The following is a 17,705-nucleotide window of genomic DNA, read 5'->3' on the forward strand; positions in this document are numbered from 1 at the left end:
TTTCAATGAATCTAATAATACCGGTATTATTTTACCAGGCGATTGTTTCCAGTTCATAATCATTCCCTTAAAATTCTGGGTCAACGGCCAGCCTACTTCGAGTCAGCTGTTCGAGTTCACAGATTAAGTCCTCGGAAGTTCAAGCCTTCTCTAAAGGGTAAGTCCCATTTTTTCTTCTTTGAACAATCTCTCATCCATCAATTTAAGATCTTTGGCAATAACAGGCTTGAACTCCATATGAGCAAGAATATCTTTCTCCAGATCAATCCCTGAAGCGATTTCTGTTAAAGTAAGACCCTCGGGAGTAAGTTCAAAAACGCATCGTTCGGTAATGTAAAGCACTTGTTGCCCGTCCTTGATGGCACGCTTACCCGAGAAAGTAATCTGCTCTACCTTCTTAACAAATTTCATGACTTTTCCTTCTTTGACAATTTTCAATTTTCCGTCGACAATTGCTTCTTTCAGTCCTCCGGCGGTAAATGTTCCCATATAGATGACTTTCTTAGCGCCTTGGGAAATATCAATAAATCCTCCCGGACCTACCGCTCTGCCTTTAAATTTAGATACATTGACATTACCCTCTTCATCGATTTCCGCAGCACCCAGGCAGGTTATGTCCAGTCCTCCTCCGTCATAAAGATCAAATGTTTCAGCTTGGTTGAATCGGGCTTCCATATTCGTTGCGGCACCCCAGGCCTTACCGCCCATAATAATTCCGCCTAAAGGCCCTGATTCCACTGAGAATGTAAATTTATCTGAAATGCCTTCTTCGCCTGCTACCACACCTACTCCTTCAGAAACTCCGAAACCAAGGTTAACCAGATTCCCCTTTTTGATTTCCATAGTGCCTCTTCTGGCGCAAATCTTTCTTTCATTCAATGGCAAAGGTTCTATATTTTCCAAAGGAATATTTATCGCACCTGTATATTCAGCTTTCCAAGGCCCACGCTCATTCGTTTGATAGTGATTTTCCGGTTTGGCGACTACGACATAATCAACGATAAAACCAGGAAGAACAACATTGATAGGGTTAATGGAGCCCTTTTTTACGATTTGCTTAACCTGCACGACTACCTTCCCGCCGTTATTATGGGCCGCTATAGCCAGGGCCCGCGGATCAGTAATTATGCATTCCTCGTCAAAGGAGATATTTCCCGCTTCATCGGCATATGTGCCTTTAATAAAACTGATATCCAAAGGTACAGCTTTATAAAACAAGTACTCTTTTTCCTCAATCTTGATCAGCGAAACTAGTTCTTCTTCTGAATCTACCGTCAGTTGATTAGCTTTGCCGCCCTCTTGTCTGGGATCAATATAGGTTCCTATACCGATCTGGGTAATAACTCCGGGTTTCTTTCCGCCGGCTGCCGCTAACATTTGAGCCGCTGCACCCTGAGGCAGCATATAGGCAATGACTTTATTATCCTCGATCAGTTTAAGAATCCTGGGACAAGTGCCATAATGAATACCTACAATTCGTTTGAGCAATCCTTCTTCGGCGAAATGGTCAAAACCAGCGGAAACACCATCTCCAGGACACGAGGTCAAGAAACATGTCAGGTCTTTTGGGCTCTGCGTCTTCAGATATCTCTCCTGTATCGCAAGATAAATTTCCTCTGGCACTACATTCCCAACAAAACCTCCAAGGCCAAGAGACATGCCATCTTGAATTAACGATGCGGCATACTCAGCAGAAACTACTTCCATAATATTAATTCCTCCTTTTTATTAAACTCTTTAAAATAAAGCTTTAAAGCCAATAGACTTTGAGAACACTTTCACTTTCCACATAAGAGAAAATATGATCATGACAGAAGTTAGAAGTCTATTACCAGGTTAACCTTCCCTGAAAATTATCCCTTTCCCTTGACTAGGATAATTCCAGGAATAACCGGTCATACTTCGATACAGCCGCTCACAAACATAGCGGCAATTCCCGCATTCCAGACACCCTACATGATCAAAGCTGAACTTGTCTTTTTGGGCATCCCACTTATATCTTTCAGCGGGACAGCAAAAGGTGCAGGCTTTGTGATCACATGTTTTGCAAGCTTCTTTGTCAATAATAATATGGGGATTATGATCATCACTATCAAACCGGTTCTTGGCTAAGCGATCATCCATGGATAAAATTTTCATAGGGATCTGCCCCCCTTGAGAGCGTCTTTGAATACATCGAAGTAGGGTACTTTGCCTTTGATTGCCTGTTTCACCAAGCCGACAGCTCCCTTGGTGGGCGTGCCGTCCACACTGTAGAGATTTTTCATCATCCCGGTTATTAGGGCCGGATAGGTGGTGAACATATGCTTGGTGTGAGCTATATAATCATGACTATCCTTCAGTGTCTCCAGATCTTTCAAAACGAAAGGCCTCAGTCTGTCTGCATAGCTTTTCAGGCGGTTTTTCGAATAATCCCCAGCTTCAATGGCTTCGTTAACCGTTTCCGCTGCAGCAATTCCTGACATAATTGCATAATCCATCCCCCGGACCGTGATGCCTCTATTGATCACCAATCCCGCAGCATCGCCAGTAACCAGGAATCCGTCAGCATAAAGCTGAGGTAAGGATTTAAATCCGCCTTCAGGAATTAGGTGAGCCGAGTATTCAATCAACTCACCGCCTTCAATGTAGCGGAGTAAAGCGGGATGTTGCTTGAACTCTTCTGCCACCTGGGCTAAAGGCAATCCGGAAGCTTTCCAGCCCTCTGTGTCAACTACAAGCCCGATAGAAATGCTGTCTTTATTGGTATAGATAAATGCTCCTCCACTGATGCCTCTGTTGCATTCTCCTGCACAAAGCAAGGCTACCCCTTTACCACTTGCTGAATTGAACCTTTGGTTGATTATCTCCTCAGAGAGTTTATAAACATACTTAAGCCCTACCGCCATGTCTTTTGGGGCCTTTGTTTTAATCAGCCCGGCTCGTTCTGAGGCAAGAGCATTGACGCCTTCAGCACTTATAACCACGTCGGCTTCCATTTCCTCATCACCGATTATCACCCCGGCTACTTTACCGTCTTTGACCAAAAGATCGGTAACCGTACTGCCGTATATGATCATAGCCCCCTCCGCTTCAGCCTTTTCAGCTAACCAAGCATCCAATTTTGCTCTTAACACCGAATAGGATTGCTGCTTGATGGAACCAAACGATGAATCGATCGCAAAACAATCATCTGCCGTCATCATCATGAGAATCTCACGGGTTACTTCTCTTTCGAGCGGAGCATCAGCCCATTCTCCAGGCATTAACGCTTCGAGAGCATAGGTATAAATACGGCCCCCGGTCATGTTTTTGGTTCCAGGAGTTAGAGCTTTTTCGACAACCAGTACCTCCCGCCCTGCCTTGGCCAGGCGATAAGCGGCTGCTAATCCTGCTAATCCTGCACCGATTATGATTACCTGGAACTTCTCTTCAGCCAAAAACAATCCCACTCCTTTCGTTAATACCTTTTTCCAGATCAGATTTAAACTCTATAGCGTTTGGTATATTTTTATTTCCCTATTAGCTCACGTGAAATAACGATTCTTTGAATCTGATTCGTACCTTCCCAGATTTGGGTAATCTTTGCATCCCTGTACATTTTCTCAACAGGGTATTCTCTACTATAACCATAACCGCCAAAAATCTGAACAGCATCTTGCGTTACCTTGACTGCAGTATCACTAGCGAAGCATTTTGCCATAGCAGCTTCTTTTATAGCCTTCTCTTTCGAATCCAGCAGTAAACCTCCATTATACGTCAATTGGCGCGCTGCTTCCGTCTGCATATCCATGTCAGCCAGCATAAACTGAATCGCCTGATTTTTGATGATAGGCTTGCCAAACTGTACTCTTTCTTTGGCATATTTAACGGCTTCATCGATTGCTCCCTGGGCAATACCCACAGCAACGGCGGCATGGCATATTTTCCCTGCATCTAAGCCCATCATAGCAATCTTAAAGCCTTCCCCTTCTTCTCCTAAACGATCTGCTGCAGAAACTCTGACATTATCAAAGACCAGGTCAGTGGTGTTAGATAGTCTCATTCCCATTTTATCTTCATGTTTACCCACAGTAAAACCTGGAATGCCCTTTTCAACGATGAAAGCAGTGATTCCCTTTGCCCCTAAACTTCTGTCTACCGTGGCGAAGATAATATAAATATCAGAATATCCTCCATTGGTAATAAATGTTTTTCTTCCATTTAGAATGTAATCATCGCCGTCCCTAACCGCTGTCATTCTGAGAGACGCTGAATCCGATCCAGCATTAGGCTCTGTTAAACTAAATGCCCCCAAGGCTCCCGGAAGAAGCTTTGCAGAATATCTCGCAATCTGTTCTTTGGTCCCTGATAATAAAATACACTCAAAGGTTTCGATGCTCGTAAAATTTGTAATTGCAAACGCTGGTTCAACTTTGGCCATTTCTTCCAAAACAATACTCATCGTTCTAAGATCTAAACCTAAGCCGCCATGTTCTTCCGGAATATTGAGCAAATGAAATCCGAGCTCGAATCCTTTCTTGTAAAGTTCAAGTGGAAACTCACCCGTTCTGTCATACTCCTTGATATGAGGCTTCACCTCATTTTCCATAAAATTTTTCACTAATTCCGTAAGAGCCTGCTGGTCCGATGTAAGAATAATAGCCATAAATATCCTCCAATGTTTATATTTTGTATTTGTTAAGCAAAAAACAACCTGATCTGTGGTCACCCGATAACTTCTGGTTATTCCAGAAGTTTTATGTCGATCAGTTCATACTTATCCATTGCTCTGCCCACCTCCGCCTGATCGCTTTCTTTGCCATATAGGGCTTAACAAGCTATAATGCATTTTTCATGCCAAGTTTAATTTAAAAGCAAAACAATGTAAAATATTGAATAAATCCGTATTTTCGTGAAAATATCGGGGCATTTAGCAGCGGCACCAATCATTCCAAACATTTTTCCAGTCCATATTTGCATATCAGTGCAGTTTTGCATTGCGATATTGCAGGTGCGGTTTATGATTCACAACCCGTTGTCCAGCTCAGGAGGTTATTTACTCAGGATCAGGGCGATTAATTCCAGATCATTGGTCCCTGTATTTTTGATACCATGACCAGTTCCTGCTTCACAATAGGTAATATCGCCTGCCTTAACGGGAATCATATTTTTATTGTCCTGATAGATACCAGCTCCGGATAACAAATAATACGCTTCGCTTTCGCCATGATGTTCGTGATATCCAATTTCACAACCTGGTTTCAGGCGGACTTTGGCAAATAACTTGCAATGCTCCCCTAATAATTCAGGAGCCATTAAATTTTCCAGCAGGACGGATCCGTTGCCTCCGTGGACATGATCTTTGCTTATTATTTCCCGCACTTTATCATTAACCATTGTGCACCTCCATGAGATCTTTAATTTTGAAAGACCTTTCCCTATTCTAACTATCTAAATAGGAAACAAAATCCTGGCTAAGTAGATGACCAAGGTAAGCGTAATAGCGCTGTAAATCGTGGACATCATAACTTCCTGGGCTGCAAAGTTCTGGTAGTTGTCGTATTCAACGGCAATCAGGGCTGCGTTTACAGCTGTCGGCGTCGAATACGCAATGAATATGGTTTGAGCGACAACGCCGGTAAAGCCAAATAGGTATATGCCTATATAAGCAAGGGCCGGACCAACGATAAGCCTTGTTATTACTGCGATATTTACATCAACGTTTTTAAAATCAAATTCTGTTTTGGAGAGCTGAACCCCTAAGGACAATAATGCAACGGGAACAAGACCGTCTTTTATATAGCCAACCGCCGGCCATAAAGGGGTGTCCGTAATATCAAGGGTAAAATATTTAAGCAACAATGCAATTAAGACCACGTAAATCGATGGCATAGTAAAAATTAAACTAAGGGAATCCCTGATATTTTTTCTAGCTCTTCCAGCATTATAGAAACCAATCGTATTCATCGTGATACTGATACACATAAAAATGATGACCTGAACCGCAATCGCCTGATTCAAATATGGGGTTTGGCCGCCCACAGCATATGTTGCACTGCTGAACACAAGGGTAATCAGCGATACGCCTATATTCCCGGAATTATTAAACATAATTGAATTTTTAAAAGCATTTGTCATGCCCAAGTCATAGTGGCGAATTTTTGCCATAATTCTTGCCAAAAGATCGTTGATTACCATATACACCAACGCAAATCCCAGAATCTTCAGAGTAGCCCAGGACAAGGATGTGGAGTAAAGATAAAAAAATACAAACCCTGGGACGAATAAGTAAAAATTCAATTTACTAAGTGTTGACAAATTTAAGTCCAACTTTTTGCCAAGGATGAAACCTAATCCGATAATGATAAAAACAGGTACAATATTATTGCTCAGGATATACAGAAAAATAGCCATGCTGCTTCTCCTTGATTTCAATTGGCAAAGCAAAGAAGGATTGTTATTTTTTCAGTTGGCGGATCAGCTTTACCATATTTCGGGCCAATTGTTTACTGGACGCAACAAGCAATTCATCCTCAATGGCAGTACGGCGAAAGATCATTTTGTCATCCTTGACGCCTTCCATAAGTGAACCTGCTGCGATAACGGTCTTAATCACTTCATTGGGATCGCGGGAATCGACGACATGCAGTCCCTGAAGCTGCAAATAATATTCCATAACTTTCAACGTCGCTTCTTGTCCGCCATAAAGCAATCCGGCAGTGGTTACAGCTGCTCCTACCTTACCGTCCAGCAAATTCTTATATATATGCAAATAACGGCTGCGATCCATAAAGTTTTTCATCAAAGTAGTAACGTTTACCCAATATACCGGAGACCCCAACAGAATTCCATCCGCTGCCAATAATTTCTTTTCCACAATAGCCATATCATCATCAGGAATAGAACATTGGGATCTATTGAGACATTTGTTACAGGAAGTGCAAAACTTGATATTTAAGTCAGACAGTTCCAATAGCTCAGTAGCAGCGCCCTGCACAGCAGCTTCATCCAACACCATTCTAAGAAGAGTTGTTGTATTCCTCCCCTTGCGGTGACTTCCGTTGATCGCAAGTATTTTCATAGTTATAACCACTCCTATTTTATTGGAACACAATTGATTCTGTATTCACTGGCCCCGTTATGCCAATTTATTGCATGACGGGGCCAAGAAAACCAAACGACGCGTCACAGGATTACTCGTGCTTCTTCAACCAAGGCATCATCCCACGAACTTGTTCGCCCACTATTTCAATCGGATGCGCTTCTTCTTTACGGGCAATTGCATTAAATGTTGGACGATTCACGCGATTTTCCAAAAGCCATTGTTTCGCAAACGTTCCATCTTGAATTTCGGTCAGAACTTTTTTCATTTCTCGGCGAGTCTCTTGAGTAATAATCCGCTTACCAACCATCATGTCGCCAAATTGGGCTGTATCCGAAATGGAATAACGCATCCAGCTTAAGCCGCCTTCATAAATCAGGTCAACGATTAATTTCATTTCATGTAAACATTCGAAATAAGCGCTTTCAGCTTCGTAACCTGCTTCAACTAAGGTGTCAAAACCTGCTTTAATCAGTTCAGTGACGCCGCCGCAAAGAACCGCTTGTTCTCCAAAAAGGTCAGTCTCTGTCTCTTCTCTAAAGGTTGTTTCGAGCACTCCCGCGCGGGTGCAACCAATTCCCTTAGCATAAGCTAATCCTAAATCATGTGCATGACCACTTGCATCTTGATGTACCGCGATAAGTCCAGGAACTCCAGCCCCTTCTTGATACGTTCTCCGAACTAAATGCCCGGGACTTTTCGGTGCAACCATAAAGACATCGACGTTAGCCGGGGGGACAATTTGACCGAAATGAATATTGAAGCCATGAGAGAAGACAATTGCTTTACCTTCTGTCAGATAGGATTTAATTTCGTTTTCGTAGACTTCTGCTTGTCGCTCATCGGGTAAAAGAATTTGGATGATATCGGCCTTCTCTGCAGCCTTGGCGACGGTCATAACCTCCAATCCAGCAGTTTCTGCTTGTTGCCAACGTTGGGAGCCTTCACGAAGCCCTACGATAACTTCTAACCCGGAATCTTTTAAGTTTTGAGCTTGGGCATGACCTTGGCTGCCATACCCCAGCACAGCAATTACTTTTCCTTGAAGCAACTCTAAATCTGCGTCGGAGTCATAGTACATTTTCATAATAATCGTTCTCCCTTTGTCTTTTATTTTTATCTATCTGGTCAGAATTCACTGGCCACGTCACGTAAATTCAGTACATGACGGGGCAAAACAAAAATCTTTTTACAAATGAACGGCTTACTTACCAACCATCTCTTTGAATGCCTGAATACGAGTTGCAGCCTGCTGGTCATTGGAGTATACGTTCTCCGTCTCCAGGAAAAGCTCCGGTACTTGGGCTTCGCGAAAGATTTGCTTCATGATTGGATAGTCAAATTCATCAATCTCACAGAACTTCAGCAATACATACAAGATTCCGTCTGCTTTGCGATTTTTGAGCATATCTAACAACATGGTACCGCGCTTCTTCTCAACATCAAATAAGAGACTACTTCCCTCCATATTAGACCAACGCGTCGCTATCTGATAGTACAGGTCGATGCCGTTTGGAGTATCCGTCTCATATCGTTTGGACTCCTGAACCACATCGTCACCCACGATGGCGATATTATTCTCCTCCAACATTTTCAAGATATCGGGAACATCGATGATAATTCCGGTGGAAATGACCCGGACACCCTTGAAATCATAAACTGGGCGAGCTTTCAGCTCATCAATAAGCGAACGAACCAGTTCCAGGTGCTCCGCTTTATCCATAAAGAGGGCACTCTTAAACACATTATGGCGAACTGTCGGTGTAAATATGTCCAGATGGTCGACCGCCACTTCCGCGAATTCCCGCATGACAGCTCTATGCTCGTTGTGAAGAGTAATGGCGTGCTGGAGATCCAAATCAGTGGTCTTGTGTCCAGTGATTGCCTGAATCCTTTCCGATGCCTGACGCAACTCCTTGGTGAAATAGACTCGCGCGGCCTCTAGCTTACGGTTTGCAGGGTAAATGCAATCGATGATTGGAATCTCAACAGCGGACTTCCAGTTTTCCACAAAGTCCTTCAGTCCGTCACAGCAGCAACCCGCCACTACAGCGGAGAGTTCGCGATACGATCCCTGAATCCCCAATTGCAGGCTCGTCGTAACAACGGAACAATAGAACTGCGGAAAATATTTATAGGCATCTGTGGGAGCTACAGCTCCACCAAACATGGTTACCGGCAATGCTCCAGCTGCATAAATGATCTCATCAGGTGGAAACGGTGCTACGCCGCCGATGGCTTTTCGGCCAGTCTTCGCTTTCCATTCGATCACATACTTATTAGGATTATTGGCAACGTCCTCGCAACGCTTCAACAACTCATGCAATTTCATTTTTATTCCCCCCCTTCTTATTTTCCTCCATAATCTCTACAAGACCCTGAAGGCGAGTCTCAAACTGGGCCTTGGACAAAGCACGCGGATCCGACTGATCGCCGTCGAATAATGCGGCCGGAATACCGTATTTTTTTTCTAGCATACGGTTGCTCTCCATGAGCTTACCGATCATAGGTTTGCAACTACGGGTGATATCACACAAAATGCCGTCAATTTTATACTCTTTGACGATGCGATCTCTTCTCTCCTGCCACATAACCTGACTGGAATTACTCACAATAGTGGCGTAGCAGTTGACCATCTCCCGCATATCTGTATACACCTGGTGGAACAGATTGGTATAAGGACTACCGGTCCAGTTACACCCCATGCTCGACATACAATCGCTGCAGTATTTCAGATGTGGCCAGCAGGCAATACCTTCGAACATAATTCGATGCTTTGCTTCACCCTTGAAGGTGGTTTTACCCTCTGCAACGCTTTCTTTCAGTTCCGCAATCCACTGTTCCAAGACCGCCGTCGTCTTGAGGCTACCTTTCATCGTAACCATTAACGCCATATAATTAAGGGAGTCATGACCGTTGGCAGGTGAGGGATCATGCCCGATCAAGTCCAGCCCTTGTTGATACAGATCACCATTATGGTTAGCAATCTCTTGGGTCTCACGGAATTTATCGTAATCAAACTTTTTACCGCTGATCTCCTCTAACTGCTTAATCGCATACTCGAATTGCTGCACCATATACTCTGTCTTATGCTCGGGAACAGTTGCTGCGCAGTTAAACGGCATGTCGATCATAATATACGGAATCTTATAGTACCAAGCCAGGTTCTCATACCAGCGAACTGACATGTTACAGATGTTAGTACCGACGATAACGTAGTCTGGCATCGGCACGTCCAGATCCATACCGCACTCCTTACCAGAGATACAGTATCCTATATTGATTCTAGAATAGGAGCACAGATCAGTAGAGTAACCCATATTCTCAGCGTACTCCAGATATCCATTAGCAAGAGGTCTGTCCTTGGCGGCAATGGCTGCTGAGTGGTTCTCAGGATACATAACCTTTAGATCCATCGACTCAAAGAGTTCCTTGGCAAATTGGGCTGTGCAGTAACCGATAGGTTCGCCTCTCCTTTTGGCCTCCCGGATATCTTCATAGTGGGTGGAAAGGGCTTCCTTACACATTTTTTTAGCTGGCAACTTTATTTCGGTTTCGCTCACAATCATCACTCCTCACCATAATTTTTTATTATGCCAATAGTTATACTCGGACACCAGTTTCAAACCGTGGATTTATTTTCCAAAAGAGCTTCATATGCGAGCAACGCTGCTCCCAACGCACCAGTCATTTGGGGATTAGAGGGAATGGTTACAGGTAAGTCCAATTCTTTTTCTATAGCTCGAACTACACCGCTGTTTTGGGCTACGCCCCCAGTCATGACCACAAGAGGCGAAACACCCGCTCGCCGCGCCAGACCGCAGACACGTTTAGCCACCGATTTATGAATAGCTAACACGATATTTGGAATACCAACACCGTTGCTCAACAGAGAAATGACTTCGGATTCCGCAAAAACTGTACAAGTGGAGCTGATATCCATATCCAGATTGGCTTGGGCTGATAATGCTCCTAGTTGATCCACGGTGGTCTCTAAAACTCCTGCCATTACATCCAGGAACCGCCCGGTTCCCGCCGCGCATTTTTCGTTCATCGCGAAGCTCTCCATCTTGCCCTTATTGTTCACTTTGATCGTCTTAGCATCTTGGCCTCCGATATCGATGATCGTACTCACACCAGGGACAAGATAACTTACTCCCTTGGTGTGGCAGCTCAACTCGCTGATCTGCTGATAAGCCAACTCAAACCGATTACGACCGTAGCCTGTAGCAACTATATATTTAATGTCGCTTACACCGAGACCGCTCTGACTCAAGACCCCATCTAGCACACGCTGTGATCCGCTGGTGCCCGCCCCTACATTCACTTTTGCCATTGTAATAATTTCGTTTCCATCTCGGAGTATTACCCCTTTAGTAGCCGTGGAACCGATATCAATTCCCAGTGTGTACATATGCTTCTGCCTCCACAAATTGAATGCGCTAAATCACACCACCCGCTTATCGGGTGGTATGATCTGAGGCAAAAGCCCCTATTATTGTCCAGCGCCTGATGACGTAATTTTTTCTTCATTTAATACGGCTTGTATTTGACGCTTACCCTTTACTCATTTACTATGCTCAGTCGTTATAAAGAGCAACTCGTATACAACTTGGATCTTTCTTGCTCATAAAGAACTCAATCGCTTCATCCGCTTTGCTCATGGGGAACTTAGTTGTAATCATCTTAGCAATTGGATATTTTTTCTTATTAATCGTCTTCATGGCATAATCAACATCATTAGGCTGACCAATACTCCCCTTAATCTGAAGCTCCTTCTTGACGATTTGGTCGATAAGAATCGGAACATCCCTGCCGCCGGTAATACCAAGCAACACGATAGTGCCAAGCGTCTTGATGCAGGAGAAGGCTGTTTTATAAGCCGGTACAGCTCCCGAACACTCTAGAACCGCATCGCACATCTTACCCTTTGTAATTTCACTGACACGGGCAACAATGTCTTCCTTGTCGAGACGAATGGTGTAATCAGCGCCAAACTCCTTGGCAAGTGCCAATCGATTGTCATCTGCGTCACCCACACCGACGACAATAAGCGGGTAGACTCCAGCTTCCTTTGCAGCGATGACCGTACATAGGCCGAGTGCTCCAGGGCCGAGAACCAAAGCCGATTGATTCGGCTTTAACTGCGCTTTATCAACAACTAGACGATAACCATTTCCTATAACCGAGGACATAGCGGCCTCTTCAAATGACACATCATCATCAACTTTGAAGACTTTTGATCCAGAACGAACAAGAATATATTCTCCATAAGCGCCATTAATATAAGGCGCGCTATCGCAAGTGATACTAATACCGTAGCACATCTTAGCAGTACAAAGCTGGTAATGGCCTGTCGCGCAATATTCACAATGACCGCACGCAAGATAAGGCTCTACAGTAATTTTGTCTCCCACTTTCACACCATAACGAGAAGCCGCTTCGTCACCAATCTTTTCAACAATACCGGCGAACTCATGTCCCAGGATAAGAGGATATTTTGCACAATTATCATCGTTATGGTACCAATGAGGATCACTGCCACAGATACATGTCACCTTGACTTTCACCAAAATATCCGTTGAACCCACTTCAGGAATGTCGAATTCCTGAAGTGCCATTTTAGCCGGCTCAGTCAGTACCCAAGATTTAGTTTTTGTCATAAAACTCACGCTCCTAAACTATTATTTTCACCCGCCTAACAGGTGATTAGTTTGATAAGGACCTATCGTCAATGGTCTAAATTAGCGCATCGCATACCTGCCACCAGTCATAAACTTAGCATATTTAGATTCTACAGTAATCAATCTAGTACCAGACCACCATTGACATCCATGATCTCGCCAGTGATGAAGGCCGCACCATCCGAAGCCAAGAAACAAGCTGCAGAAGCAATGTCATCCGGTTTGCCAGCACGACCAAGCGGGATGGCGCGGATAATAGCCTCCCGCTTATCCTTGGGGAAATTAACGGTCATAGGAGTGTCTGTAAACGCTGGGCAAATGGCGTTACAGTTTATGTTATAAGGCCCCATTTCCTTGGCGATAGCTTTAGTTAAAGCGATAACCGAACCTTTAGATGTAGCGTAGCATGAGTTGCCCATAAGGCCGCCGCCGATCTTTCCGGCCACAGACGCTATATTGACGATCTTGCCATAACGGCGCTCTATCATATATGGGATTACAGATTTGCAAGTTAAGAAGACTCCCTTGACATTTATCGCCATTACTTTGTCCCAATCCCCTAGGGCGATCTCAGTCAGAGGCCCGGTGAGGACGGTGCCGGCGTTGTTGACTAGAATGTCAATCTTTCCGAATTGTGCGATAGTATCGGCAACCATCTTCTGGACATCGGCTTCATTGGTCACGTTGCCCTCAACCACTATTGCCTGATTACCGAGGGCGCGAATCTCGTCGATGACCGAGCCAGCACTCTTGGCATTGATGTCTGCTATAACAATATGTGCCCCCTGAGAAGCGAGGGCCAATGCAATCGCTCGCCCTATGCCCTGACCGGCCCCAGTAATGATGGCTACTTTATCTTTCAATGAAAACATTTTATTACCCCCAACCCTTAAATTTGTCCTGCAATTCGCTAACCTTTTCTTCATTGTCCAAAAGTGTCCCCGCCTTGCGAGGACATTCCGCCTCATATTTCAAGTTCAAATTTGGGAACGGTACGTTTAACCGCGGTAAATTTATAAGTGAAAATAATAAGTTTCACAATTAGTTGCATTGATTCTTAAAAATCGCATTGAGATCGTGTATTTGAGGAAATCCGGCTTGCTATTCCAAGAGTTTTGTCTTGAACCGTTCGAACTTGTACATCGCTTTTCCCACCTTCCGCCTAATCACTTTCTTATTCAAATACGGACCTGACAAACTATATTTGCATTTTTCGTGCCAAAGTTTATAAAAAAAATAAAATAAACTGGAGTTGCCATAAAACACCGAATAAACCCGCATTTTTTTAAAAAAATGCGGGTTTATTCGGCAAGGGCACCATTTTACAGCGATAAATTCATACTCCATATTTGCATGTTATTGCAGTTTTGCATTGCGATTATGCAGGTGTATTTTATAATTCAGCTTATGGTAGGTCAGCTATATTCCCTTTTTAAAATTTCATTTTTTCTCCTTTTTCGCGTAATTGTAGATTCATCTATCCCCAAGGCCATTGAGGCCTTTTTAACCGATCCGTACTTTTCAATGGCCCGATCTATTATTTTATTTTCCAGCTCTGTAATCATATTCTTTAGGGTTTTACCATCTTCCAATTGGAGAATACTATTTTCATCACCCGCATATTCTTGTTTAATCTCATCGATGCTATTGATTTTAACATGGTGGGTTATATCAGCTTGCAAATCATTGACAGTAATCAAATCATATTTCGATAAAAGTATCATTCTCTCGACTAAATTTCTTACTTCTCGGATATTCCCTGGCCAATCATAAGCCACTAAAATTCCCATTGCTTTAGTATCTATGGACTTTCGGGTGTTATATTTTGCATTCATTTCTTTAAGCACCTGTTCTATCAAGAGGGGAATATCTTCTTTTCTGTCTCTGAGCGGAGGGATATTTAAAGGAATGACGTTGAGTCTAAAATACAAATCCTTTCTGAAAAGGCCCTTTTCAACAAGTTTCTTTAAATCTTGATTAGTCGCTGCAATAACCTGGGCATTTATTTCAACCGGTTTAGTCCCCCCTACCCGGTAGAATTTCTTTTCCTGAATTACATTTAAGATTTTGGCTTGCAATCCTAGCTGCATTTCCCCGATCTCATCCAGTAAGATGACACCATTCTCGGCCGCCTCAAATAAGCCTTTTTTAAGCTTTTCTGCACCTGTAAATGATCCTTTCTCATAGCCAAAAAGCTCGGATTCCATCAATGATTCGGGAATTGCACTGCAATTCACGTGAATAAATTCACCTTCACTTTTAAGCCTGCCGAAATAGATGCATTTGGCCATTGTAGTTTTTCCGGTTCCTGATTCACCCGTTATTAATAGAGGCAAATTGTATCCCAAGATATTCTCAATTACATTGAAAACTTCGCGCATTCTTTCACTTTTATAGGTCCCAAGATTGAGTTTATCAATAGCTTCACGTAATTTAACTTTGCTGAAGAATTCTCTCTTATTTTGACATTTCTCGGAAGAAAGCCGCTGATACAGTCCATTTATTTTTGTTACATTTCTGATTGTTGATGTGATTCTGATCAAGTTTTTATTTTTATCATACAGAGGGGTAGAGGTAATAATAGCTTCAATGCCATTGGAAAACTTTATCAATGAATTATGAGATTCTCTGGATTCAATAACATCCACAATTGCACAATGCGGAATAGCCCCTTCTTCCTCCAAAGAATATATGGATTTATTAATAATATCTTCATTCAATCCTGATAGTTGAATAAATTTATTATTAAATGCTCTGATTATACCTTTACCGTTGGTAATTAAAACCGCATCATCATAGCACTCAATAAATGGTTGAAGGTTAATTGGCGTCTGGCCTATTTCACACCAGAGATTGCTTACATTTTTAAATTCGAATATATCATTAAACAACATTTTTTTACATTGGGTATCTTTGGAAATAAACTCAAGCATTAACCGGTCTTCGCTATGAGTCCTGATGATCCGCTTATTAACTTTATCGCTTAACCATTTTAATTGAAACTGAGGAAGAATATCGAATAAAAGTTCCTCATATTTAATATTAGGAAAGTAACTTGCTGCTTTGTTATTATAATCAATAATTTTATTGTTATGATCTACTGCGATATAAGCCCAAGAATTTTGTTCTTTTATCTCTCGTAAATACTGGTTTCTCATGAACATACCTCCTTGTTCTGGAAAAGGATTTTTGTATCTACATGGAAGTCCTTGATCGTATTATTAAAAACATTTTTATAATTTTCCGCTAAGCACAAATAGTATGAAAAATGAACTCTCACCGTTCTACTACTGTATATCGGCTCTGTCACCTCCACCTCCAATTCATCTAATTACTGCCGCTCTTTTTCTCTGGCAGATTGCATATCCTTCCAAGTTCTATGTTATAATGTAATGACATTATAACATAAAGCTTTTCTTTTGTGGATTTTTAAATTGCTTAATTAATAGTATATAATAATGTTAATCATTATAATGATCAGATGTATAAGGAGAGATAAATCCTTGAATTATCAAAACTACCAAGTAAACAAAAATACTCCTGTACCTTTATACTATCAGTTTAAGAATATTATTTTGAAAGAATTAAACAGTTCACAACCGGATGATGCGCTTCCCCCTGAAGAAGTCTTTTGCAATATGTTTGGCATCAGCCGCTCCACCGTTCGCCAGGCTATTTTAGAACTTGTAAATGAAGGATATCTTTATAGGATTAAAAGCAAAGGAACTTTTGTCGCCCGTCCTAAAATTAAATCAGACCTGATCGATTTATATAGCGGTTATAACATTGAAATTCAAGGCTTGAATATGACCCCAGCCTTAAAAGTTATTAATATGGAGTTTATATCTCCTGATCGCAATATAGCACAGAAATTACAAATTGAAAACACGGAAACGGCCAGAGTATTGAGCATTCTAAGATACCAATATGCCGATACTCAAATAATGGCCCATATTCAAAGTTATTTAAAATCTCCGCTATGTGATTTTGTCACTGAAGAAAAATTGAATACCTGCCCTTTGTATCAAGTGCTTGGCCAAAATGATTCAACAAAAATTAAAAGGATAGAAAGAACTATAGAAACCTGTTATGCAAATCCAAGTGAAGTTAAATTAATGAATATGGATAAGGGTGGACTTGTTAACCTTTGTGCAAATATAGGGTTTACAGCGAAAAACGAACCAATCTGGTATGAAATTCTCAAATATAGAGGTGATAAAGTTAAGTATACAATTGAAATCAATTTGGATTAAACTTTTAACCCTGATGTCTCAGAACATTTTTGCTTGTTCTGAGACATCAGGGTTAAGCTGGAGTTTGACAGTTAAAAAGCTAAAGAATATTGTAATGAAAGATGATTCACTAAATATGAGTGATGTTAAAAGAGATGGATATTCAATGAATGACCAGGAAAGAATGCAGGAAATGCAGGAAATGTAAAAAATCATGTCGATACGTCAACATGGGCTCCTTCACTCCTTTTGTCCAAGGCTTAGATGGATCACTACTTATATGTTGCTTAAAAGACGCTGTAGCTAGCGGCGTCTTATGCATTAACACTCCTGGCCTTTAAACCTTTTGAATATTATCTAGCAGAGATCCAAACTGCCTTGGACTTACTGGAAGCAGATGAGGAAGAGGCCGATGAACGATATCTTACCTTCCTTTTTCGTTAAACTTCGCTCCAAAAGTTCCTATTTTATAATATATCAAGTTGGCGAAACCGATACTTTACAAAATATTTAAGAATAGTTACCAAAAATGCTCCATTCCAGTTTCACTGAATCACTCGCTGCTTGGAGACAGAAGACTTAGCTCAACATATTCCGTTACAAGTTGTCCTTCGGCTTTCAAGGGCCATGATAAGAGATCCCCGCAGATCTTCTGCCCCCTACATGAATGCTATACGGATAGCAACTTCCCTATCCCCATTAGTCCAACAACTACTAGCTTATTTG

At 42.1% G+C, this 17,705-nt stretch carries 15 protein-coding genes; 1 reads left to right on the forward strand and 14 read right to left on the reverse strand.

Annotated features, from left to right (window positions below; all coding sequences use genetic code 11):
- Positions 1–150 precede the first annotated feature (150 nt).
- From E4K67_RS07495 to E4K67_RS07560, 14 genes are all read right to left on the reverse strand, one after another.
- Positions 151–1,707 carry an acyl CoA:acetate/3-ketoacid CoA transferase gene (locus E4K67_RS07495; RefSeq protein ID WP_135545768.1) on the reverse strand — a complete coding sequence of 519 codons (1,557 nt, stop codon included), beginning with the start codon at positions 1,705–1,707 and terminating at the stop codon, positions 151–153.
- Between the two features lie 129 nt (positions 1,708–1,836).
- Positions 1,837–2,139 carry a ferredoxin family protein gene (locus tag E4K67_RS07500; RefSeq protein ID WP_135545769.1) on the reverse strand — a complete coding sequence of 101 codons (303 nt, stop codon included), beginning with the start codon at positions 2,137–2,139 and terminating at the stop codon, positions 1,837–1,839.
- Positions 2,136–3,419: an FAD-dependent oxidoreductase gene (locus E4K67_RS07505; RefSeq protein WP_135545770.1), complete on the reverse strand. Its 1,284-nt coding sequence runs from the start codon at positions 3,417–3,419 to the stop codon at positions 2,136–2,138. Before E4K67_RS07505 ends, E4K67_RS07500 begins: the two co-directional genes overlap by 4 nt.
- A 71-nt stretch (positions 3,420–3,490) precedes the next feature.
- A complete protein-coding gene (locus E4K67_RS07510) occupies positions 3,491–4,627 on the reverse strand; it encodes an acyl-CoA dehydrogenase family protein (RefSeq protein ID WP_135545771.1) in 1,137 nt (378 codons plus the stop codon).
- Positions 4,628–5,013: 386 nt separating this feature from the next.
- Positions 5,014–5,358 carry a cupin domain-containing protein gene (locus tag E4K67_RS07515; protein ID WP_135545772.1) on the reverse strand — a complete coding sequence of 115 codons (345 nt, stop codon included), beginning with the start codon at positions 5,356–5,358 and terminating at the stop codon, positions 5,014–5,016.
- Positions 5,359–5,412: 54 nt separating this feature from the next.
- A complete protein-coding gene (locus E4K67_RS07520) occupies positions 5,413–6,375 on the reverse strand; it encodes an AEC family transporter (RefSeq protein ID WP_135545773.1) in 963 nt (320 codons plus the stop codon).
- A 43-nt stretch (positions 6,376–6,418) separates the two neighbouring features.
- Positions 6,419–7,042: a flavodoxin family protein gene (locus E4K67_RS07525; protein WP_135545774.1), complete on the reverse strand. Its 624-nt coding sequence runs from the start codon at positions 7,040–7,042 to the stop codon at positions 6,419–6,421.
- A 112-nt stretch (positions 7,043–7,154) separates the two neighbouring features.
- A complete protein-coding gene (ilvC, locus tag E4K67_RS07530) occupies positions 7,155–8,153 on the reverse strand; it encodes a ketol-acid reductoisomerase (RefSeq protein WP_135545775.1) in 999 nt (332 codons plus the stop codon).
- Between the two features lie 114 nt (positions 8,154–8,267).
- The gene (locus tag E4K67_RS07535; protein ID WP_135545776.1) at positions 8,268–9,395 is read right to left on the reverse strand and encodes a 2-hydroxyacyl-CoA dehydratase subunit D; all 1,128 of its coding nucleotides are present in this window, start codon (positions 9,393–9,395) and stop codon (positions 8,268–8,270) included.
- Positions 9,382–10,626, reverse strand: coding sequence for a 2-hydroxyacyl-CoA dehydratase subunit D (locus tag E4K67_RS07540; protein ID WP_158408426.1), 1,245 nt, complete (start codon positions 10,624–10,626; stop codon positions 9,382–9,384). Before E4K67_RS07540 ends, E4K67_RS07535 begins: the two co-directional genes overlap by 14 nt.
- 59 nt (positions 10,627–10,685) lie before the next feature.
- The gene (locus E4K67_RS07545) at positions 10,686–11,477 is read right to left on the reverse strand and encodes an acyl-CoA dehydratase activase (RefSeq protein ID WP_135545778.1); all 792 of its coding nucleotides are present in this window, start codon (positions 11,475–11,477) and stop codon (positions 10,686–10,688) included.
- A gap of 166 nt (positions 11,478–11,643) precedes the next feature.
- Entirely contained in the window at positions 11,644–12,726 is a 1,083-nt protein-coding gene (locus E4K67_RS07550) for a zinc-dependent alcohol dehydrogenase (protein WP_135545779.1), read from the reverse strand.
- A gap of 140 nt (positions 12,727–12,866) precedes the next feature.
- Positions 12,867–13,673, reverse strand: coding sequence for an SDR family NAD(P)-dependent oxidoreductase (locus tag E4K67_RS07555; RefSeq protein WP_158408427.1), 807 nt, complete (start codon positions 13,671–13,673; stop codon positions 12,867–12,869).
- Positions 13,674–14,162: 489 nt separating this feature from the next.
- On the reverse strand, positions 14,163–15,905 hold the full coding sequence (locus E4K67_RS07560) for a sigma-54 interaction domain-containing protein (RefSeq protein ID WP_158408428.1): 1,743 nt from the start codon (positions 15,903–15,905) through the stop codon (positions 14,163–14,165).
- 345 nt (positions 15,906–16,250) lie between these two features.
- Here E4K67_RS07560 and E4K67_RS07565 point away from each other — a divergent pair, with 345 nt between their 5' ends.
- A complete protein-coding gene (locus tag E4K67_RS07565) occupies positions 16,251–17,000 on the forward strand; it encodes a GntR family transcriptional regulator (RefSeq protein WP_158408429.1) in 750 nt (249 codons plus the stop codon).
- The last annotated feature ends 705 nt before the right edge of the window (positions 17,001–17,705 follow it).

Source organism: Desulfosporosinus fructosivorans, from assembly GCF_004766045.1.
GTDB lineage: Bacteria > Bacillota > Desulfitobacteriia > Desulfitobacteriales > Desulfitobacteriaceae > Desulfosporosinus > Desulfosporosinus fructosivorans.